The organism is Methanohalophilus euhalobius (genome assembly GCF_900215215.1).
Taxonomy (GTDB): Archaea; Halobacteriota; Methanosarcinia; order Methanosarcinales; family Methanosarcinaceae; genus Methanohalophilus; species Methanohalophilus euhalobius.
The window spans coordinates 257,027-278,585 of the sequence record NZ_OBDR01000002.1 but is presented as its reverse complement, the minus strand read 5'-3'; the positions used below and the strand labels follow the sequence as shown (position 1 = coordinate 278,585).

The following is a 21,559-nucleotide window of genomic DNA, read 5'->3' as shown; positions in this document are numbered from 1 at the left end:
ATCATTCACCTCTTACCGCTTTGAGCATTGCAGCCATTTTGCGCTCGGTTTCCTCGTATTCTTTAGAAGGTACCGAATCTGCAACTATACCGGCACCTGCCTGTATCATTACCTGTTCCTCTCTCATAATGACCGTGCGTATTGCAATTGCAAAGTCTGCATCCCCGTTCCAGGAAAAGTAACCTATCCCTCCGCCGTAGACGCCCCTGCCGACTCCTTCAAGTTTTCTAATGATCTCCATTGCCCGTATTTTGGGTGCACCAGAAAGAGTTCCTGCAGGAAGAAGTGCCTTGATGGCATCGAACTGGTCGCATTCAGGTCTTAATTTACCTTCCACCGTACTTTCAATATGCTGTACATGAGAATAACGTACCACTTTCATAAAATCGGATACTTTTACAGAGCCACCTTCACAGACCATGCGTACATCGTTGCGGGACAAATCAACAAGCATCACATGTTCAGCCCTTTCCTTTTCATCATGAAGCATTATTTCGGCATAGCTGCAATCTTCAGCTTCGCTTTCACCCCCCGGGCATGTCCCTGCGATAGGATTGGTGATCACACGTCCGTTATCCACAGTCATCAGGGTTTCAGGACTTGCACCCACCACGGCCATATCCTTATACGAAAGCAGATACATGTAAGGACTCGGGTTAATGGAGCGTAGTTTCCTGTAAAGGTAAAGAGGACTATTCTGGTAGGGTAACTCATAGCGTCTTGAAAGTACCACCTGGAAAATATCGCCATCCAGGATATGTTCCTTTGCCTTGCTTACTGCATTTTCATATTCTGCCCGGTCCATCGTGCAGGAAATATCCTCATTCCTCGTACTACCCGCTTCATATTCCTCGATCAATGATGATCGATTAAGTACTACCTGCATGCTGCGGGCTTCTTCGAGTACATCATCATAGACTTGTGCTGCATTTGAAGAACTTACAAGTGGAGTTTTTATGTAATAAGTCCTTTTTTCAAGATGGTCAAAAACAAAGGTACTCGTGGTGAACATAAACTGCATGTCCGGTTCCTCTGCACCTTTTGGAACTTCCTGTTTCAACCAGCAATCATAGATAATGTCATATCCAGCATATCCCATTGCTCCACCCAGGAATGTCTGCCTGTCAAATCGATTTGCATTGAGAAGAGGCAGTGACTCATCGGCCACAAATACTTTCCTGAGGGCGTCTAATACTTCATATCCTGTTTTTATGGTTCCTTCAAAATGACAGGATTTGGATTCAAGAGAATCGCATATGTCTTCCAGTCTTTTTTCCATCAGAGCTGTCAGGGTCGATTCATGTGACATTGTCAGACAAACGTGTCTGCCCTTTACGGAAAGTAATGCGAGGGGGTCTGCACCTACAAAAGAAAAACGCGCGTGTCTGCTCTCTTTTTCTACAGATTCCAGAATATAGGAGTAATCAAAATGATTCTCCAGAAGAGTGTAGAGGTCAAGTGGGGAAAGGGACGTTTCCATCTCGGCTACCAGCTGTACAAGGGCCGGACTGTCCTCTTTATTAACAAGTGAAATGAACTCATCTCTTCCAATATCAAATTCCATCAATTACTACACCTCACAGCTCCTATAAAATCGCAAACACGATTCAAATCTTTTTTACCTTTTACTTCAACCCCGGAGGAAACATCCACTCCATAGGGGGATACGATATCCACACATTTACCCACATTTTGCGGATTCAGGCCTCCTGCCACAATCAACGGGACAGGGATGCTTTTTGCAACTTCGCTGCTTATTTGCCAGTCATGGGTCAGGCCACTGCCTCCGCCGACGCTACAGGCGGTATCCAGAATTATGGCATCAATCAATTTGTATTCTGCGAGTTCATTGATGATTTTAATAGTTTCAAGGACCTTTGTTTCATCCGAAATCGAAAATTTCTGGATTATCCGAACATGCATTGACTGCAGTGCAGTAAGTAATCTTCTGTTAACAGTGGAATGTACCTGCACCATATCCGGTCTTGCATTGCTTACAAGTTTCCTGGCATGTGTGATCGACTCTGGCATTATTACCATGACCGTAGTGACAAAAGGAGGAGTGGCTTTTATAAGTTCAGTGCTTAGTTCCATATCCAGATTGCGAGGCGTATCTACCGGCACTTCTGTTATAAAACCTACTGCATCAGCACCACAATTTACTGCAATAACTATATCATCCACAGACTTCATTCCGCAGATTTTCACCCTTATGGCAGGTTGCATTTGATCCCCTGGAATTTGTAAAATGTGCAAGTTCTCCGAGTTTTTCAAGAGCTTTGCCATTGTCGATTACCTTTTCAGCAACTCTTGCTGCTTCATTGAGGGACGGGGCCTTATCTGCAATATAGATAGCAGCGGCAGCGTTGGCCACAACTATATCCCTTTTGGGTCCCTTTTCACCCTGCAGGATATAACGTATGTCCGTTGCATTTTCTTCTGGAGTTCCGCCTACAACATCAGGTGCAGATACCCTTTTGAAACCCAGATCTTCAGGTTTAATCTCATAGGTAGTGATTAATCCGTCCTTTAGTTCTGCTACGTAGGTTTCCGAGAGGGTGGATATTTCATCCATTCCGTCACCATGGACCACCAGTACTCTTTCTTTGCCAAGTTTTCTGAGGGCATGTGCAAAGGGTTTGCAGAGGGATTTATCGTGTACACCCACAACCTGCCTGGAAGCAAGTGTCGGATTTGAGAGAGGGCCCAGGAGATTAAAGATTGACCGGAATCCAAGTTCTTTCCTGATTGGAGCAACCCTCTTCATGGCAGGGTGGAAATATGGTGAAAAGAGAAAACCGACTCCTACGGACTCCATACATCTTTTCACTTCTGCCGGAGAACAGTTCAGGTCAATACCGAGAGATTCAAGTACATCGGCACTTCCTGAAAGAGACGTTACGGCACGATTCCCATGTTTTGCGATTGGTACACCCGCAGCTGCAGCTATAATGGCTGCGGATGTGGAAATATTGATTGTGTTATGGCGATCTCCGCCAGTCCCAACAATATCTACAAGTGGTCCGGCAATTGCAGGTTTTATTATGACAGCTTCATCAAGCATTCCTTCTACAAAACCACTTATTTCTTCCACACTTTCCCCTTTTACACTTAAAGCCCCGAGAAAAGCTCCTATCTGGGCATCAGTTGCCTCCTGTAAGATATATTTCAGAGTTTTCTTTGCTTCAGTAGCAGTCAGGTCTTCTCCGTTTACTATTTTTTGCAGGCACCGTTGCATATAATCACCATTCATTAATGTATTAAGTTGTACAATTATGTACATGTATTCCATGGTATAAAAATGTACCTCTCATAATGCAACACCAAAATAAAAATACAATAAAACGAATAATAAACAGAGGAGCAATGAGTGAGAGATTATAATTCTGAATTATCCATAAAGGCAGGAATGGACCCCGGCACACTGATTCATGTTGGGGATAAAAAGGTGAAAGAACCTAAACTGACATTGGTGGAGTACAATGAAAAATATCTGAAAGTACATGTCAGTCAGGACATCGACATAATTAAAGGTCTGGAATTTGCAGAAGATAGGAAAATATGGATCAATGTAGATGGTCTGCACCAAACAGAATTAATTGAAAGTCTTGGAAAATTATTTGGGGTTCACTCCCTTGTGCTGGAAGATATTCTGGATACCACCCAGCGGCCCAAAACCGAATTCTATGAAGATTATATATATGTTACAATTAGGACTCTGTTTTACGAACGTCTGGAAAATGCAGTCGACTCAGACCAGATAAGCATAATACTGGGAAATAATTTCATTCTTTCATTTCAGGAAATGGGGACTGATTTATTCAAGAAGATCAGACAGAGAATGGAACGACCTGCAGGTAACATTCGCAAAAAGGGTGTGGACTATCTTGCCTATTCCCTTTTAGACTCTATTGTGGATAATTATTACCTGCTTCTGGAAGACATCGGAGAAGAAATTGAGAGGCTGGAAGACGAATTGATAAAAGAGCCAGCTTCTGCCACCTTACAAAGCGTTCATGAGCTAAAAAGGGAAATGATCGTTCTACGCAGGTCCCTCTGGCCACTCAGGGAAATAACTGCATCTCTTCAACGTGATGAATCCGGTTTAATCAGGGAAAGTACTGACATATATTTGCGTGACCTTTATGATCACTCGATACAGGTCATCGAGACCGTGGAAACTTACAGGGAAATGTTATCCGGCATGCTGGACCTTTATATTTCAACGGTCAGTAACCGGATGAATGAAGTAATGAAAGTACTGACAACAATTGCTACCATCTTTATCCCTCTTACTTTTATTGCAGGTGTTTATGGAATGAATTTTGAGTACATGCCCGAATTGAAATGGGAATGGGGTTATCCTGCAGTTATGATCTTTATGGCCACTATATCTGCGATTATGCTGTATTATTTCAAAAAAAAGTCATGGCTGTAAACCATTGAAGAATTCACATATAAATATGCATGTCCAATAATATTAAATAGAACATGTATATCAAATAAAAATCATTGAAAATATTTTATTAATGGTGTAGATGGGGTATATATCATAAAGTGGAAAAGCATACATCTTGAAACCAAGCTGATACTTCTGATTACAATCGGAACTGTAATTGTTTTACTGGGTGCCACGCTGGCTATCACTTCCACTGTTACGAATCAGGAAAAGGAACTTGCATACGACAAATCAATCAAGACTGCAGAAACTTATGCCAGCCAGTTCAATACGGATATGCAATCAAGTATGTCCATTGCACGTACCATTGCAAGCAGCCTGGAAAAATACGATACAAGGAATCGGACTGAAGTCAATGCTATGCTGGAACAAATACTGCGGGATAATCCCGATTTAATGGGTACCTATGTCTGTTTTGAACCAAATGCCTTCGATGGGAGGGATAAAGAATATATAAACACAACCGGCCATGATGCAACCGGTCGCTTCATTCCTTACTGGAATACAATTGGGGGTGAGATCAAACTCGATCCACTTTTATATTACCAGACATCTTCCTACTACCAGTTGCCCAAAAAGCTGGAAAAAGACGTAGTTACCGAACCCTACCTGTATGAAGGAACATTGATTGTCAGTTTTGTCTCACCAATAATGAAAGAAGGAAACTTTCAGGGAATTGGTGGTGTGTATGTTTCTTTGGATTATATTGATGATATTGTCAGTGATATAGAAATATTCGATACAGGTTATGCTGCCGTGGTGAGCAGGACAGGACTCCTGATGTCCCACCCTACCAAAAAGGAATGGATTGGCTACAAATCATTGAACTCATTTGACATACCAAACATACAGAAATTGAAAGTCGACGTATATAATGAAAGAAGGGGTCATATCGAAACTCTTGATCCGATTACCGGAAAAGAAGTAACTATTTTCTATGAACCTGTAGAAACAGGCAAATTCTCATTTTTGCTAATAGTCCCCAAAGAAGAAATGCTTGCAGGAGTAACTACACTCCAAAAACAACTTGCAGGCATTTCCTTTATAGCACTTTGTTTCATGGGGGGAGGGGCACTATTAATAGCCCGTTCCATATCAAAGCCAATAAAACGAATTGTTGGTAATATCAATAAGATATCGGATGAAGCAATCAAAGGGAAACTGGACGCACGGGCAAACACAGATGTAGACATTGATTTCCGGAATATTCCGGAAGAGTTAAACAGCATACTTGATGCCCTTGAAGAATCAAATGCTTCGATCCAGGAAATAATAGAAGTTATAAACAGCAGCCCGGTAATTGTTTTCAAATGGAAAGCTACACCCAGCTGGCCGGTAGAACTGGTGTCCGATAACATCAATTTGCTGGGATACTCAGCAGAAGAATTTGATTCAGGGCATCTATGGTATGGTGACATCGTACATCCACAAGACCTCGATAGAGTCCAGAAAAATCTGGATAAACAGATAGCAGAAGGACTGAATGAGTTTACGCAGGAATACAGGGTCATCACTAAATCCGGGCAAATCAAATGGGTTGATGAAAGGACACTCATTAATAGAGATGCAAAAGGTAACATAAAATATCTGCAGGGAATCATTCTTGACATCACTGAAAAGAAGGAAGCTGAAAAAGCAATTATAGAAGCAAAAATGATGGCAGAGGAGGCAAACCAGACCAAAAGCCAGTTTCTGGCTAATATGAGCCATGAATTGCGCACACCCCTAAACTCTATAATCGGTTTCTCAGATGTGCTGTTGGAGGAGGGGTTGGAGGAGGGATTTGGAAAACTAAATGAAAAGCAAAAAAAATATGCTCATAATATAAACACCAGTGGAAGACATCTCCTCGGAATTATCAATGATATACTGGATATTTCCAAAATTGAAGCTGGGAAAATGGAATTAGAACCTGAACAATTCGAACTCGAAGAAATAATTTCCGAATTGAAAAACACACTGGAACCTCTGGTCAAAAAGAAACAACTAATTTTGGATGTAGATACCAATCAGGAATATCCTGTTTATGCGGACAAGCTGAAGATCAAGCAGGTGCTGTATAATTTATTTAGCAATGCAATCAAGTTTACACCTGAAAAAGGAAAGATTGCAATTGACATTGATTACGGGGATGAAGATATCACTATTAGTGTATCTGATAGTGGGATTGGTATTCCTCCCGAAGAACAGGACAAAATTTTCGAATCCTTCAGACAACTTGATTCAGATTCCAATCGGCAATATCAGGGTACAGGTTTGGGATTAGCTCTGGTAAGGAATATTGTAGAGATGCACGGTGGTCAGATATGGGTTGAAAGTGAAGCCGGAAGGGGGTCCACCTTCAAGTTCACCCTTCCCCGGCAAAATGACATTTAAGCGGCTACACCCATGCCTGTTGCAACTATCAGCAGTCCTCCCAGTATTATAAACTGGCCATCTGCCATTAAGTCGCACAGGGAATTATTTCCTGCGATTCTCCCAAAGAAAATAACATAGCAGAGTGCATAAATAACTCCTGCTGCCAGTACTAACAAAGATGCAATTCCCAATTGTTGTATACCGGTGTTTATCATGAAATAACCTGCTAGAAGCGTCAGGCAGATTAATAATATGCGGGTTTTTTCTGCACCAAGCAATACTGGTATGGTGTCAACTCCTGAAATACTGTCACCTTCGATGTCTCTTATATCAAAAATTACAGTATTGACAAATACAAGAGAGAAAAAGTAAATAAACGTTACAAGTACCAGATCTCCCATTGCCTGACCATATACCAGTGAAGGGAGAAAGGCAGGAGTTGATGCCCATGCCGTTGCGATTACCAGATTTTTTACAGATGGTATTTCCTTGAGACGACGATAACGAAAACCTGAAGGAAGCCATGCAAAACTGTACAGTAAGCCACTGACAAGAGGTATGGCAGTAACAAGAAGAGCTTTTAATCCGTAGGGGTAAGCAAGCAGGAAAGCAAAAATATAAGCAAGAATTGAAGATAGGAACAAGAACTTTTCATATTTCTTGGTAAAAGAATAACGTTGTGAGTGGTTTATGGAATCTTCATCCTCGTCTGCTTTACGATCAATATTATAGACAGAATATGTGACAAAAAACATTATAGCCATCGTCTGCCAGGATAGGGCAAGACCCTGTAACTGACAGGCCATATATGCCATTACAGCTCCGGCTATTGAAAGATAAATCGAACTGTAGGTAAGGAAATCAAGAATTCTTTTGACAACTGTACCATCTAGATTCACCCTGTATGCAAGAGATTTATATTCACTCATGCATGCAATGTTTATAATAGAGGTAAACGTTAGTTGCGGTTCTTAATATTCATCGATTTGGTTAATCTTATTCATAATAATATATGTATACTTCTCAGCTTATATTGTATATTACAGGTCAAAGTTCATCCGGGAGATTTACATTATGTAAACTTCCGGAGGTCCCTTCAAAAACGACAGGTGTGTAGAAAACATGCTAAAAGAAGATCCCAGAATTTTGATAATCGATGACGAACCCGATATAATCGAATTGCTGGAAATTTTTCTTGAAAATTTCAAGACAATGTCATCTCTTTCTCCATTAGAGGGACTTGAGATAGCAAAAACTGAACATCCTGATCTAATTATACTTGACGTTATGATGCCTCAGATGAATGGTTATGAGCTATGCAGGGAGATTAAGCAGAATTCCTCTACTCAAAACATTCCGGTTTTTATGTATTCAGCTCTTTCTGATAGTTCTGATATTAAAAAAGGACTACAGGCCGGGGCAGATGAGTACCTGAAAAAACCAATCCATCCCTGTGAACTTGAAACAAAGGTACAGGAGACTCTGCTTAAAAAAAAAGCTGAATGCAGGGATCCTGCCAACAGGTCTATACTACAAAGTTAATACAGTTAGATCAAATCCAATTCAACTGCATCGTGCAGATAGTACTCAAACAAATTTTCACCCCATTTGATGGCATTTTCATCATAACTGAAAAGGTCTGTTGTAGTATCATATGTAACTCCATCACTCTTGTACAAACCTAGAGAAAGACATTTATCAGTGACAGTAAAACCGAGATTTATATCGTTATCGACCATAAATACCTGAAAATTGGGCAATTTCTGAAGCTGGTGAATTTGCTCAATGTAGGGTTGTTGTCTTAATTCCTCAACTACACTTTTTGTGACTATTAATTTTACGGGGATGCCTTCCTGTATCTTTTCTCCAAGAATATCAGCATGTCCTGAACTCATAATTGCAGTTATTCCATATATATGATCTGCTTTTTTGATCATATCCAGAAAGTGGTGGTACACATTGAAAATTTCCACATTAGTATCACTGACAATCTTCGAATCATAAAGACTACCTATGGATTCGAGTAAGGGTTGTGGTATAGCCTCCATATAATGGGACTTCCAGAATTCTTTATGTTCCAATACAGTACCCATGGTCATGACAGAATCTGCAACTCTGGAGGCTACAATTTTACCCAGGGGTGTTAGCCTGTATTCATGTTCTACACTTTCTATCAACTTATTGGATTCAAGAATTCTTATCTTTGGCAGCAGGGCCTGCGAAGTACTTCCTGTCACTTCACGTAGTTTAGCCAGTGTGTTGTTGTCTTCATCATAGAGTGACAAAAGCATCTGTGCCTGCAACCTTGACCTGTAGATAGCCTGCACATCCTTTTTTACATCCTCATATATATCGAGTATATCCATCCGATCTCACTCTCTTTCTGGAAGACAGTGGCATTTAATCTATTTAATAATTTCATATTGGATAATTTTGGATATAGCAGCCGCTTTTCATAGACAAATCCAAAAAAAAAAGAATATGGCAAACCAAAAGCGTCCTTTGTATATCCACCTTCAATTCTCTTTCAGGCCCAGAATAGAATATATTGTCCCGATATCCAGGTATTCTTCCATTATCTGTGCCAATTCTTCGTAAGGGTCATCTTCGAGATCTTCTTCATTGTACTCGATTCCCTTTTTCTCCAGAAGATAGGAAACAAAGGCTTTCCTTATGTTGGCATTGGAAAACAAACCATGTAGATAGGTTCCCACTACCATTCCGCTTTCATCAACGCAACCATCGTCACCAAATACCGGAGTATTTGAACCAGTATCTCCCATGTGAATTTCATAACCGCAGATGTTTTCGCCTTCTATTGAATCAAAAAGAGGACTTGCCCTGTTTACTTTCTTTGTCACCTGAACGGTTTTTTTCTTATATGCATCAAATATGGTATGAATATCCAGCAGGCCAAGTCCTTCATAGGTAGCATCTGCTTCACCCTCAATTGCCGCATCTTCGATTTGTTTACCCAGCATCTGGTAGCCACCACAAATGCCCAGGATAGGTACCTTCCTGTACAGGGATTGGATCTTTTCAGCCATGCCACTATCAAACAAATCCTGCAAATCACTTATGGTGTTCTTAGTACCGGGAATAATCACGGCATCAGGCGTGCCTAATTTATCATCCAGATTCACATAGCGTATATTTACAAGGCGTTCCAGGGGTTCAAAATCTGTAAAATTGGAAATTCTGGGAAGCCGGATTACAGCCACATCGACATCATACATTCCTGATGGAGATGACTTGTCCCCGATGGACACCGAATCCTCGGAAGGGATTCCAAGTTTTGAATAGGGCATGACACCCAGTACAGGAATGCCGGTAATCTGTTCCAGCTCATCCACACCAGCCTGGAGTATGGCGGGGTCTCCCCTGAATTTATTAATTATCATTCCCCTGACATTTTGCCTGACATCTTCAGGCAGAAGCTGGATAGTACCATAAAGACTTGCAAATACCCCCCCTCTTTCGATGTCCCCGACAAGTATTATTGGCGCATTGGTAATCCTTGCAGTACCCAGGTTTACAATATCCCTTTCATAAAGATTTATTTCAGCCGCTCCGCCTGCACCTTCCATAACGATTACTTCATAATCGTTCCCCAGTGTTTCAAGTGCCTGGCGAAGTACACCATGAGTTTCTTCTATTGAATCGTAGTAGGCACCTGCACTTTTGTCGGCATAAGGTTTGCCCATAAGTATGACCTGTGAAACCCTGTCACCTTTTGGTTTCAGAAGCACGGGGTTCATCTCAGCTGTGGGTTCAACACCTGCAGCCATTGCCTGTATTGCCTGTGCGATTCCTATTTCCTTGCCATCCGTTGTGATCCACGAATTCAGGCTCATGTTCTGCGCCTTAAACGGGGCAACCGTGTATTTGCGGGAAAATATCCTGCAAAGCCCGGTGACTATCGCACTTTTGCCTACATGCGACGCTGTACCCAGAACAAGTACACTTTTGGGAATACCATCTCCTTCCATTTACAACAACCTTTTATGTAGCTAGTGATATTGTATAGGTACAATATCCAATCAATTCCAATAAACTTTACTTGGGAAAACAATGTCTGAGCTACTACATATAAGCGGCGGGCCTACGAAACCCGAAATAATAGCTGTATCATTATCTAAACTTGACTTGAGTGAAGGGTGCACCTTTTATGATATAGGATGTGGTACAGGTGCAGTTTCCATTGCTGCATCAAAGTTGGCAAGGAATATAAAATTCACTGCCATTGATGCGCGTCAGGAAGCCATTGAAGTTGCAGAAAAGAATTTCAAGAATTTCGGACTCGATTGTGTAAAGCTCATACACGGTGAGTCATCAGAAGTTCTTGAACAACTTCCTCCCGAAAAAAAAATTGATTGTGCCTTTGTAGGCGGTACAAAGAATATTGGTGCTATTCTCAAATCTCTTGTAAAACATGAAGCAGGAAGCATCATCGTCAATGCAGTAAGGATTGAAACTGTGGTTTCTGTAATAAACCAAATGAAAGAACTTGGAATTTTTGACACTATTACTAATATATCAATATCAAGAGGATATCCAATTACCGGGGAAACCATGTTTAAACCAGAAAATCCCGTGTATATGATATCCGGAAAATACAGTAACATTCAAGGTGATAAAAAATGTTGATAGGAGTAGGACTTGGACCGGGTGACCCGGATCTTCTCACGCTTAAAGCTGTAAACGTCCTTAAGGACAGTGACAAGGTGTACGTGCCTGGCAAAATGGCAGAGGAACTGGTTAAACCATATACTGATTCGGAAATACTGGATTTTCCGATGTTGCGTGATTATGATGTGCTAAATGAAATATGGAAAAAGAATGCTGACATCATTGCCAATGAAGCAAGAAATGGAACTGTTGTATTCGGTCTGATCGGCGATCCTAACTTTTTCTCAACATTTACACATTTAAAGAGAGTCATGCGTAAATACTATCCGGACGTTGAAACTGCAACAGTGCCTGGTATCAGTTCAATTACTTCTTTTGCCTCACGTACCGATTCAGAAATCGATTCCTCTTTTGAAGTATCGGATGGTTCTGACAAAAAATCAAAGATTGTACTGAAGGCAAAACATACACAGGACATAATCCGTAATCTGGCAGAAGAAGGATATGATAATTTCATATTTGCTGAAAGGCTGTTCCTGGATCGGGAAAGGATTATAAAGGGCAAGGAGAACATTCCCGGGAAAGGTAATTACTTCAGTATTCTCTATGCAGAAAAAGGGGGTAAATAAATGGATGACAAAATCGCTTTTGTCGGTGCTGGTCCGGGAAACGCCAAATTGATCACCGTACTTGGTAAGGAAAAACTGGAAGAGGCCGATATTGTGGTATATACCGGTTCACTGGTAAATCCTGAAGTGCTCGAATATTCAAAAGGCAAAAAGATAGACAGCTATGGAATGACCCTTGAAGAGACTACCAAAGTGATGGTGGATGCACTTAATGAAGGCAAGAAAGTTGTCCGGCTTCACAGTGGAGATCCATCCCTTTATGGTTCTATCATCGAACAGATGGAAGAATTGAAAAAATACGATATTGAAGTCGAAAGGGTACCCGGAGTATCCTCTGTTTTTGCAGTTGCTTCATCTCTTAACACCCAGCTGACATTAAACGGTGTTTCCGATTCCCTTATAATAACCCGTCCCGCAGGCAAAACACTTGGGGAAGATAAAATTCCTGCCCTTTCCAGACATGGTGAAACGATGGCAATCTTTTTGGGGACCCAGAAGATTGAACAGATCATGGAAAAACTGGAATGTCCTTCAGACACTCCGGTTGCTGTAATTTACCATGCATCCTGGGATGATGAACAGGTAATCTACGGAAACGTGGAAACAATTGCCCAAAAGGTCAAAAAAGCAGGAATCCAGCGCTCTGCCATGATTATTATCGGAGGTGTGGTGGATCCGAAAAATTACAGGAGGTCACACCTATACGGAGTACACCAGCCACCGCTGTAATAACTTTCAATCGTAATATGGATGTGGCCCGCCAAATAGCAGAACATGTGGGAGCAGACCTGCTTATCTATAGCAAGGATATTTTCAAGGAAGCCTTTGAAAAATATGACCGGATAATTGCTGTGTTTGCTACAGGTATAGTTGTCCGGGACATCGCTCCTCTCATTAAAGATAAGTGGACAGATCCGGCGGTTGTTGTGGTGGATTCGAATCTCAATTTTGCAATCCCTGTCCTGGGTGGGCACCATGGAGGCAATGAACTGGTCCGAAAGATTGCTGAAATTGGTGCGACACCCGTGATAACAACGGCAACTGAAGTCCATAATCGCAACTCTGTCGAGGGTATTGCCAAAAAAATGGGATGCGACATAGTGAACAAGGAATCCACAAAGGATGTGAATTGTGCACTGCTGGAGCAGGATGTCGAGGTTTTGAAAATAAAGGGACCAAAAATTGTGATCGTGGACAATGATGTGTCCGTACTTAAAAGTGAACAGGAAGACACATGATTATAGGAATCGGTGCACGCAGGGGAATCCACAAGGAAGAAGTCCTCGAAGCCATCGCACAGGCACTGGAAACAACAAATACCAGAAAGGAAGATATCGAAGCACTGGTCTCAGCCGAACTTAAAAAAGATGAACAGGGACTTAAAAGTGCAGCTGAAACTATAGGTGTGCCAATTCACTTCCTGTCCCACTCCAGGATTAACGAAATAGATGTACCTTCTAAATCAAGGGCATCAAGATTTGGACTTAAAGGTGTGGCAGAACCCTGTGCACTTGCACTTTCTACTAACAAGAATCTGATAATGAAAAAGAAAGTATATGGAAGGATAACAATTGCAATCGCAGAATGATAAAAAAGGAAAACTCTATGTAATCGGGATTGGGCCCGGTTCGGTGGAACAACTTACCATTGCATCCAGGGATGCCATCCTGAATTCTGACTACATAATTGGTAATGGCACATATCTTGATCAGGTCAAGGAACTCCTCAATGACCAGGAAATTATCAGGAGTCATATGGGAAAGGAAGTTGACCGTGCCAAAAAGGCAGTGGAACTTGCAGAGAACAATGTTGTCTCAATGGTAAGTGGTGGGGATGCCAATGTATATGGCATGGCCGGTCTTGTGCTGGAAGTTGCCGAACATTATGAACTGGATGTGGATATCGAAGTCCTGCCTGGCGTTACCGCCATCACAGCAGGAGCAAGCGTACTGGGTGCACCTATTGTCAATGATTTTGCAGTGATAAGCCTCAGTGACCTGTTAACTCCATGGGAACGTATAGAAAAAAGGCTCAGGGCTGCTTCAGAGGCGGATTTTATCATATCTCTCTACAACCCGAAGAGCAGACAACGTAATTCCAACTTCCGGCGGGCCATTGAAATAATACAAAAAACAAGAGATGGATCATCTCCTGTGGGCCTTGTGAAGAATGCACTGCGAGGGGATTCCCAGGAAATGAAGGTAACAACCCTTGGCAAGGTGCTGGATTATGACGACTGGGTGGATATGAGGACCATGATATTGGTCACAACCCCTGAATCCCGTATATGGGGCAAAAAGGGCATGGAAAAGATAATAACCCCCAGGGGGTATCAGAGAAAATATGACTACTGAAGAACAAAACAGTCTGGAACTCGACAAACTTGTGGAAATCACAATGGAAGCAGAACCTGAACTCGTGGAAATGTGCAGGGATATGGGCGCCCAGACAGAAGAAGCAAAAGCCATTTACATGACCAGCAGGCGTATTGCCAGCAAACTGGTTGGAGATGATTCTCCTCAGGGACGTGTCAGGCAGAGATGCATGATATCCACAGGCGATCCTGAAGTTGCCGAAATAATGCGCTTTACGAATGACCCAATAAAAGCAGGAGTAGAAGCTATCAAAAACGGTGCTCCCATTTTTGTCGACATCAATATGGTTAAAGCCGGTATTACCAAAAAGGGGCATGATTGCCCGGTAATCTGTGTCCTTGATGAGGATAAGGATGCAGAAATTGCTCACAAATATGGTATTACAAGAACAGCAGCCGGATTTTTGAATTGCCGTGACAGGCTTGAAGGAGCAATTGTAGCCATAGGAAACGCCCCTTCCGCTGCATTTGCAGTATGCCGGATGATTGACCATGGGATAAAACCCGCTCTTGTGATTGGAACGCCTGTAGGATTTGTCAATTCCGCTGAATCCAAGGAGGAGGTTCGCAAACGGGACATTCCTTCAATAACCTGTGTAGGTACGCGGGGCGGGACACCTATAGCTGTAGCCTGTGTCAATGAAATTGTGGCGATCAAAAGAGATGAAGAAACCTGTGACTGATCAGAAGGTCACAAAAGGGTTGATGCTGAGCATCCAGATACCTGCGATAATCAGCACCAATCCAGCTCCTTTTTTTATATAATTCTGATATTTTGCAACATTGCCATAATTACCCGTAAAATGGGCGGAATAGGCAACCAATAACATCGGTATCGCAAAGCCCAGGGAATAAATGGAAAGCATCGCTGCTCCGTAGTATATATTCCCTTCAACAGCTATCCTGGTGAGCACTGCGCCGAGAATCGGGCCGATACAGGGAAGCCACACAACCCCAAGAGACAGGCCCAGGAGCAATCCGCCGCTTAATCCCCGATTTGCGCTGGCAGGTACGGGTACTTTTGAAAAGATATTGAATATTTCCACATTGCTGACCATAACGATACCAAAACCTATAATGACAGCAGCAGCCAGGATGTTAAGGTAGGCCAGGTAGTCGTGCAGAGCATAACCAAATGCAGAAGTTACAATTCCCATCGATACAAAGGATATGCATAATCCCAAAACAATGGAAAGGGGCCTGAAACGACCCCGGCCTGTTGAGGAGGCGAATAGGGCAGGCAGCAGGGGAAATACGCAGGGAGAAGCAATGCTAGCAATACCTGCAACAAAGATCGCAATGGGAGTTATGGTGTCGGCAACCATTTGTATCCCGCCTTTATATCATGATGTATTATTCTGCCTGTAGGCGATAGCATTGTCCAGTGCCTGCCGGAGGGTATTGTCGTCTGTCAGCCCCACATAACGTGTGGATCTCCGGTCAAAAGAAACATTGCCCTCAGGTCCCATGAACAGATACCTGTCATCCTTAATTCCTGCAATGACACTCATGTCGGGTATTGAATACACTCCGAAGAAAGAGGCTACACGAGGCTCTTCATTAATGTTCACCATGATCACAGAGGCCTTTCCCTTATAATCATCTGCAATAATATCCAGAATGAAATCCTGGTCCCTACAGGGGGCGCAGGTAGGTGAACCGAATTTGATGAGCACAGGTTCCTTTTCCAATAAGGTGTTCAGTTGCTCGATATCCTTAATGTTCGACTCCTGTACAATGGTTTCCTGTTGCTGGTTAACTTCGGGAGCTGTACAGCCGGTAGTCACAAATGCCAATAGCATCACAATCAGCACAAATCCGTACGTAATTCTGTTACCCGCTATCATCCACTAAAAGAGTGGTATATTAAAATATAAGTATTATGCATGGTATCCCCAAATATATACAAAACCCGGATGTAAAAAATCAGGCATTTTTAAGTTTCCACTTCAACAGTACTCCTTCCTCCATCTTTTCAGCACCTATAAGAGAACATACCGGCATGTCGGCTTCACCAAACCCATCACCGTCAATAAGAGTAGGAGCGGTTGCCCCTCCTATTATGAGATTTCCTATAAAGGAATATATTTCGTCCACAAGCCCGTTTTTTACAAGTCCCCAGTTAAGGCTGGCGCCACCTTCAATCATAAGCCGGTGTATGCCCATTTCATCAAGTATGGATAACAATTCAGGAAGATCCACCTGATCTCCGCCAATCATTATGACCATAGCCTTTTTTCTCAGTGATTCGACCCTGTCAAAAGCTGCACTTTCAGAAACTGCAATTATTATTTTGCCAGCACCCTTCCTGAATATATCAGCATCTGTTGGAATACGTGCCTTGCTGTCCACCACGATTCGTACGGGATTTTCATCAAGTCCATTTGCAAGCCTTTTAGCCCGCTTTTCATCGGATTTGACAGTAAGGCTGGGATCATCAGCAAGAACAGTTCCAATTCCTACCATTACTGCATCAGAACTTGCTCGTAATTCGTCCATTCTTTCAAAATCCACATCCCCTGATATCCTTACCTGACGCCGCTGTCGGGTGGATATTTTCCCGTCAATGGACATTGCAGCATTTATAAATGTAAAGGGAGTGGGCATGGAATCCCTTCAGCTTCAATTATAAGATTAGCTATCAATCAATGCTTTCATGAGATAACGGTCTCTCAGCAGTCCAATGAATGCACCGTTTGCATCCACCACAGGAACCTGATCGACCCTGTTTCTTTTCATCTTAAGGGCACATTCACTAACACTCATATTACTGGATGCCTTGATCAGATCGGTGACCATCACTTCTTTTACAGGCACATCCGGAACTTTTATTCTGGATACGCTATAATATATGCTGAGAGTATCCCGCATGGATTCCCACGTCCATTCATCATCGTCAGAACCAGCAGACATATCCGACATTTCAAGGGAATCTTCTATGACACTTGCACTGATAATATCACGATCAGATATTATACCTACCAGATCAAGTTCTGAATTAAGAACCGGAACTGCTTTTATATGTGCAAGTTCCATGTTCCTGGCAACTAAGGGCAAAGGTGTTTCACACCATACCGGACCAACACCTTTTCTGCCCAGATATTTACTTATTGGATCATCGAGTTGCATAGAGGCCATACTTGCAACAATATCGGCAACTGTTACCATTCCCTCGAGTTTGCCGTCATCATCCACAACGGGCAACCTTCTGAAACCATAATCAATTAGGTATTGAGCAGCTTTTTTGATATTATCTTCCGGTTTTATCTTTATGGGGTCCCGTGTCATAAGCAAAGCAATCTGTTCTTCTTCAGGATTGCTCAGGAGATTACTTCTACTTACGATACCAACCACCCGATTATCTTTGATCACCGGCACGCCGGATACCTTTTTATCTTTCAGTATACTCAGCACTTCGTCTCGTGAACCGGGCAGACTGGCTGCGGCGACATCAGTCACCATGATATCCTTAATAAGGGTTTTTTCTGGCATTTTTAAATAACCTCAATAAAATCTTTTATTGATTTTTATTCTTCTCCATTTCCCCTTACTACCATAACGGGGACATGTGAGTTGCGGGTGACCTTTTCTGCAACGCTTCCAAGAAGGAATCTGTCAAGTCCACTTTTACCGTGGGTACCCATGACTATAAGGTCAATTCCATTGTTTTCAGCAAAATCAATTATCTCATGACCTGGATCGCCTTCAAGCAACTTTGACTCTATTTCGATATCTTCTCCGGTGTCAGATATCACTTTATCGGTTATTTCCTGCCCTTCCTTTTCAAGAATTTCATACATCATTTCCCATCCGCCATCCATGGGAATGGAATCAAATGATGCGGTATCCACGACATACGCCACGTATACTCTGGCACCACTGAGTTTTGCCAGTTCAATTCCGTAAGAGACCGCTTTTTTGTTCTCTGTGGAACCATCGGTAGCGATCAGTATCTTTTTGTAGATTTCACTTGCCATGTTTGATCTCTCGAATAAATGAATAGATTAATGGATTATTGATAAAATATCGTCTGGCCTTGCCCGACGAACAAGACCACTTAATACATCCTGTATTCCTTTTAGATTATTTGACGTGCCATCCAATACCATCAGATTTGCCTTATCCCCTTCCCGCAGAGGGCTTTTTCCCTCCATCTCCAATATCGATGCCCCATTAAGTGTGCACATTTTAAATACTTGTCTATCCTCAAGTCCAAACACCTTTGAAAGGAACTCCATCTCAGAGAACATATTTACAGAATTCAGCATAACATTGTCAGTACCTACGCCCACATTTATACCGGCTTTCAACATTTCAGCAACAGGTGCCATCCCCACTCCTGTAAGGAAATTGGACCTGGGACAGACAACTACCGGAATCGATGCATCGGCAACGTTTTTGAGGTCTGACTGTACTGCCTGTGTCAGATGGACAAGCATATCAGGCTGCAGGGATAGGGCATCTTTAATATCGTGGTGGGATTTTTCACCGGCATGTATGCAAAAAGGACTTCTGGATTTGTGACAGGTATCTGCAATCTGTGCCAGTAGATTCAAATCCACATCATGTGCACCGCTCATACCTATACCATCGGCCTGGGAAAGAAGTAGGGATACCCCCTCCTGCACAGGCATATTGAACTCCCTGCTGTCGGGTCTTGCAAATATCCTGGAATCAATATCCATATCTTTTAATGCATCTTTCAGTGCCAGCACGCCCCTGTTTCCTCCCTCCCGGAAATCTGCAAAACTGGTGGTTCCTGTGGCAAGCATGTCCCTGATGGAAAATTTCATGTATTCTATAAGTTCCCTGTCAGAAGTTTTTGCAAGAATGCGGTGTTTTAAGCCATCCGGTGGCCTGACCAGACTGTTCAGGTCCCTTTGTATCACAAAATCCTCAGGCAGGCCTATGCAGGGGTCTTTACAAACCGAGTCCCCTATATGGGTGTGACAGTTGGTAAAACAGGGAGCAATAATATTTTCAGAAGATGTCTGCTCCTCACATACTTCATGTATTATACCATCCCGGATACATACATAACCTTTCACCAAAGACAGATCATCCCCATAGAGGATGTTACCATAAATAATCTGTTCACGGGTCATTGGGGACATAATCCTGTATGCATATGTATTAATAATTATAAAATTAACGCTGGATATATCCTATTTAAATTTTGCAGTTACAACCTTTTTTCCTGAGAGCGTCTTTTTGCTCATCGATGGATGTTATAAGAGTGTCCTGCCTGGATCCCCCTGTCGCAAGGGTAGGTTCAAGGGGACTGTGGTGGTTATACTCCCGCTTCTTCATTTCACTAACAATATTTTCATGGCGCAGGTAGAGGGCGTGTAATTTACCTTTCCAGCGAAGAGTTTCAGGATGATTGGAATAAGCCTTTTTATTTTTAGTGATAATGGACCAGAGAGCATGCAATTCCCTGTGTTCTCCAAGCAGATGCTGTCTGCAAAGGTCGGATGGTGGTAAATCCCATATCCTCATGTAATATAGATTGGTTTGTTCTTATTTGAAATTAACAATCTGTGATTCAGGCATCAAAACAAAAAATATATTTAACAATGATGTAACCTACTGAATCTTCAATTACAATCATTAATTCATATCAGGTTAGATACGATGAAAATCAGCAGACCAAGAGGAACAAGAGATTTCCTTCCTGAGAATACGCGATTGAGACGTTTTGTTGAAAACAGAATGAGAGACGTAGTTTCCAGATGGGGATATCACGAAATAATCACCCCTACCTTCGAAAATCTCGAACTTTTCACCCTCAAATCCGGAGAAGGGGTTACAGGGGAGATTTACAATTTTTTTGATAAGGGTGGCAGGGAGCTTGCCCTGCGTCCGGAACTTACGGCACCTGTCATGCGTATGTATGTGAACGAAATGCAGGCAACCCCTCGACCGTTAAAACTCTTCTATTTCGAGAACTGTTTCCGTTATGAAAGACCCCAAAAAGGGCGTTTCAGGGAATTCTGGCAATTTGGGGTTGAGACCATTGGTAGCAGCCGTCCGGAAGCCGATGCCGAAGTAATAGCTCTTGCAGAAGAAATAATCGAATCTGTGGGAATCAAGGGAGATTTGCGTGTAGGGCATCTGGGGATCATTCGTCATATTCTAAAAGAACTCGAGGCAGAGCAGCAGACAAAAATCATGAGGCTTGTGGATAAAAAGGACGATACCGGACTTGATGATTATCTTGAACAGATCAATGCATCAATAGAGCTTCGCAATGAGCTGTTTGAACTTGTCAGCATCACAGGAGAAGATGCAATAGAAAAAGCAAGGCAAATTGTAGGGGATATTGAAGAACTCCAGATTTTTGAAGAACTGACACAAATCCTGGATGCCTATAATGTGAAATATTCTGTGGACTTTGGTATTGCCAGGGGCCTTGATTATTACACTGGTATGGTTTTTGAGATATATGCCAGCAATCTTGGTGCCCAGAACCAGATATGTGGGGGTGGCTCCTACCAGTTGATACAGCTTTTCGGGGGAGGAGATGTTCCTTCAACCGGATTTGGACTTGGTTTTGATCGTATAATGGAGATATGCGAACTTGAACCTGAGCAAAAAAGGGAAGTTGTGCTTGTGGCAACAGATGACACCCGGCTGGATGCAATAGGGATTGCGCGCGAATTACGTAGGGATGTGCCGGTATATCTCGATATAATGCAGCGAAACTTCAAGGGCCAGCTGTCTCATGCCAATAACATTGGTGCCCGATATGTAGTGATAGTGGGCAAGAGGGAAATGGAGGCCGGCAAGGTTACCCTGAAGGATATGGAATCAGGTGAACAACACCAGTTGACTGTTGAAGATGCCAGGGAGCATATTCTCAAAAGTGGATGGTAACGGATATCACCTAATATGTGATAGCCAATGCAGATTATGTATTGTATCAATAATACTAATTCCATTAATTTAGAAGTATAGTATCATGAGTTGTAAATACTGCAAATTATCTTATGGGAAACCTGTAATTCATAGAAACAGAGGAATGGTAATCAATTAAGCACTCCTGCAAAACCAATAGTAAAAAGCAAAATAATAAATAGCATGGAGTCCCAAGCTATTTTTCACACTGTT

General features: G+C 42.3%; 24 protein-coding genes. 11 read left to right on the top strand and 13 right to left on the bottom strand.

What is annotated here, in order from left to right:
* Position 1: 1 nt before the first annotated feature.
* The 3 genes from trpE to trpD are packed head-to-tail and all read right to left on the bottom strand — an operon-like array spanning position 2 to position 3,253.
* Entirely contained in the window at positions 2 to 1,564 is a 1,563-nt protein-coding gene (gene trpE, locus CP947_RS03720) for an anthranilate synthase component I (RefSeq protein WP_096711886.1), read from the bottom strand.
* Positions 1,564 to 2,184 (bottom strand): phosphoribosylanthranilate isomerase, encoded by a 621-nt coding sequence (locus CP947_RS03715; RefSeq protein ID WP_164909024.1) that lies wholly within the window; start codon positions 2,182 to 2,184, stop codon positions 1,564 to 1,566. Before CP947_RS03715 ends, trpE begins: the two co-directional genes overlap by 1 nt.
* Positions 2,177 to 3,253, bottom strand: coding sequence for an anthranilate phosphoribosyltransferase (gene trpD / locus CP947_RS03710; protein WP_241645889.1), 1,077 nt, complete (start codon positions 3,251 to 3,253; stop codon positions 2,177 to 2,179). Before trpD ends, CP947_RS03715 begins: the two co-directional genes overlap by 8 nt.
* A gap of 117 nt (positions 3,254 to 3,370) precedes the next feature.
* On the opposite strand from trpD, the gene corA reads away from it, so the two are divergent.
* Both corA and CP947_RS03700 read left to right on the top strand, forming a co-directional pair.
* On the top strand, positions 3,371 to 4,438 hold the full coding sequence (gene corA, locus CP947_RS03705) for a magnesium/cobalt transporter CorA (RefSeq protein WP_096711884.1): 1,068 nt from the start codon (positions 3,371 to 3,373) through the stop codon (positions 4,436 to 4,438).
* Positions 4,439 to 4,525: 87 nt separating this feature from the next.
* Positions 4,526 to 6,835, top strand: a complete 2,310-nt coding sequence (locus tag CP947_RS03700) for an ATP-binding protein (protein ID WP_342764916.1) — start codon at positions 4,526 to 4,528, stop codon at positions 6,833 to 6,835.
* Here the strand turns inward: CP947_RS03700 and CP947_RS03695 are convergent.
* A complete protein-coding gene (locus CP947_RS03695; RefSeq protein WP_096711882.1) occupies positions 6,832 to 7,746 on the bottom strand; it encodes a UbiA family prenyltransferase in 915 nt (304 codons plus the stop codon). The two genes, CP947_RS03700 and CP947_RS03695, sit on opposite strands and share 4 nt — an antisense overlap.
* 193 nt (positions 7,747 to 7,939) lie before the next feature.
* Between CP947_RS03695 and CP947_RS03690 the strand changes: the two genes are divergently transcribed.
* On the top strand, positions 7,940 to 8,359 hold the full coding sequence (locus CP947_RS03690) for a response regulator (RefSeq protein ID WP_096711881.1): 420 nt from the start codon (positions 7,940 to 7,942) through the stop codon (positions 8,357 to 8,359).
* A gap of 5 nt (positions 8,360 to 8,364) precedes the next feature.
* Here the strand turns inward: CP947_RS03690 and CP947_RS03685 are convergent, their stop codons facing one another.
* Positions 8,365 to 9,183 (bottom strand): helix-turn-helix transcriptional regulator, encoded by an 819-nt coding sequence (locus CP947_RS03685; RefSeq protein WP_096711880.1) that lies wholly within the window; start codon positions 9,181 to 9,183, stop codon positions 8,365 to 8,367.
* Between the two features lie 150 nt (positions 9,184 to 9,333).
* Positions 9,334 to 10,806 carry a cobyric acid synthase gene (locus CP947_RS03680; protein WP_096711879.1) on the bottom strand — a complete coding sequence of 491 codons (1,473 nt, stop codon included), beginning with the start codon at positions 10,804 to 10,806 and terminating at the stop codon, positions 9,334 to 9,336.
* An 82-nt stretch (positions 10,807 to 10,888) separates the two neighbouring features.
* Here CP947_RS03680 and cbiT point away from each other — a divergent pair, with 82 nt between their 5' ends.
* The 7 genes from cbiT to CP947_RS03645 are packed head-to-tail and all read left to right on the top strand — an operon-like array spanning position 10,889 to position 15,132.
* Positions 10,889 to 11,464, top strand: coding sequence for a precorrin-6Y C5,15-methyltransferase (decarboxylating) subunit CbiT (gene cbiT / locus CP947_RS03675; RefSeq protein WP_096711878.1), 576 nt, complete (start codon positions 10,889 to 10,891; stop codon positions 11,462 to 11,464).
* Positions 11,458 to 12,075: a cobalt-factor II C(20)-methyltransferase gene (locus CP947_RS03670; RefSeq protein ID WP_096711877.1), complete on the top strand. Its 618-nt coding sequence runs from the start codon at positions 11,458 to 11,460 to the stop codon at positions 12,073 to 12,075. The genes cbiT and CP947_RS03670 overlap by 7 nt, the downstream gene beginning before the upstream one ends.
* Entirely contained in the window at positions 12,076 to 12,804 is a 729-nt protein-coding gene (locus CP947_RS03665) for a cobalt-precorrin-4/precorrin-4 C(11)-methyltransferase (RefSeq protein WP_096711876.1), read from the top strand.
* A 17-nt stretch (positions 12,805 to 12,821) separates the two neighbouring features.
* Positions 12,822 to 13,313, top strand: coding sequence for a cobalamin biosynthesis protein CbiG (locus CP947_RS03660; protein ID WP_096711875.1), 492 nt, complete (start codon positions 12,822 to 12,824; stop codon positions 13,311 to 13,313).
* Positions 13,310 to 13,663 carry a cobalamin biosynthesis protein gene (locus tag CP947_RS03655; RefSeq protein ID WP_096711874.1) on the top strand — a complete coding sequence of 118 codons (354 nt, stop codon included), beginning with the start codon at positions 13,310 to 13,312 and terminating at the stop codon, positions 13,661 to 13,663. The genes CP947_RS03660 and CP947_RS03655 overlap by 4 nt, the downstream gene beginning before the upstream one ends.
* A complete protein-coding gene (gene cobJ / locus CP947_RS03650) occupies positions 13,647 to 14,429 on the top strand; it encodes a precorrin-3B C(17)-methyltransferase (protein ID WP_096711873.1) in 783 nt (260 codons plus the stop codon). The genes CP947_RS03655 and cobJ overlap by 17 nt, the downstream gene beginning before the upstream one ends.
* Complete coding sequence (locus CP947_RS03645; RefSeq protein ID WP_096711872.1) at positions 14,419 to 15,132, top strand: precorrin-8X methylmutase; 714 nt, start codon at positions 14,419 to 14,421, stop codon at positions 15,130 to 15,132. The genes cobJ and CP947_RS03645 overlap by 11 nt, the downstream gene beginning before the upstream one ends.
* On the opposite strand, the gene CP947_RS03640 is transcribed toward CP947_RS03645, so the two are convergent.
* The 7 genes from CP947_RS03640 to CP947_RS03610 form a co-directional block, all read right to left on the bottom strand.
* Complete coding sequence (locus CP947_RS03640) at positions 15,133 to 15,774, bottom strand: cytochrome c biogenesis CcdA family protein (RefSeq protein WP_096711871.1); 642 nt, start codon at positions 15,772 to 15,774, stop codon at positions 15,133 to 15,135. It lies immediately after the preceding gene.
* A gap of 18 nt (positions 15,775 to 15,792) precedes the next feature.
* Positions 15,793 to 16,296 carry a thioredoxin family protein gene (locus tag CP947_RS03635; RefSeq protein ID WP_096711870.1) on the bottom strand — a complete coding sequence of 168 codons (504 nt, stop codon included), beginning with the start codon at positions 16,294 to 16,296 and terminating at the stop codon, positions 15,793 to 15,795.
* Between the two features lie 79 nt (positions 16,297 to 16,375).
* Positions 16,376 to 17,056: a 2,5-diamino-6-(ribosylamino)-4(3H)-pyrimidinone 5'-phosphate reductase gene (locus CP947_RS03630; protein WP_096711869.1), complete on the bottom strand. Its 681-nt coding sequence runs from the start codon at positions 17,054 to 17,056 to the stop codon at positions 16,376 to 16,378.
* A 27-nt stretch (positions 17,057 to 17,083) separates the two neighbouring features.
* Entirely contained in the window at positions 17,084 to 17,941 is an 858-nt protein-coding gene (locus CP947_RS03625; RefSeq protein WP_096711868.1) for a CBS domain-containing protein, read from the bottom strand.
* A gap of 35 nt (positions 17,942 to 17,976) precedes the next feature.
* The gene (locus tag CP947_RS03620; protein ID WP_096711867.1) at positions 17,977 to 18,426 is read right to left on the bottom strand and encodes a universal stress protein; all 450 of its coding nucleotides are present in this window, start codon (positions 18,424 to 18,426) and stop codon (positions 17,977 to 17,979) included.
* A 27-nt stretch (positions 18,427 to 18,453) separates the two neighbouring features.
* The gene (locus CP947_RS03615) at positions 18,454 to 19,563 is read right to left on the bottom strand and encodes an amidohydrolase family protein (protein WP_096711866.1); all 1,110 of its coding nucleotides are present in this window, start codon (positions 19,561 to 19,563) and stop codon (positions 18,454 to 18,456) included.
* 55 nt (positions 19,564 to 19,618) lie between these two features.
* Positions 19,619 to 19,948, bottom strand: coding sequence for a pyrimidine dimer DNA glycosylase/endonuclease V (locus CP947_RS03610; RefSeq protein WP_096711865.1), 330 nt, complete (start codon positions 19,946 to 19,948; stop codon positions 19,619 to 19,621).
* Between the two features lie 135 nt (positions 19,949 to 20,083).
* Here CP947_RS03610 and hisS point away from each other — a divergent pair, with 135 nt between their 5' ends.
* Positions 20,084 to 21,325, top strand: coding sequence for a histidine--tRNA ligase (gene hisS, locus CP947_RS03605; RefSeq protein ID WP_096711864.1), 1,242 nt, complete (start codon positions 20,084 to 20,086; stop codon positions 21,323 to 21,325).
* Positions 21,326 to 21,559 lie beyond the last annotated feature (234 nt).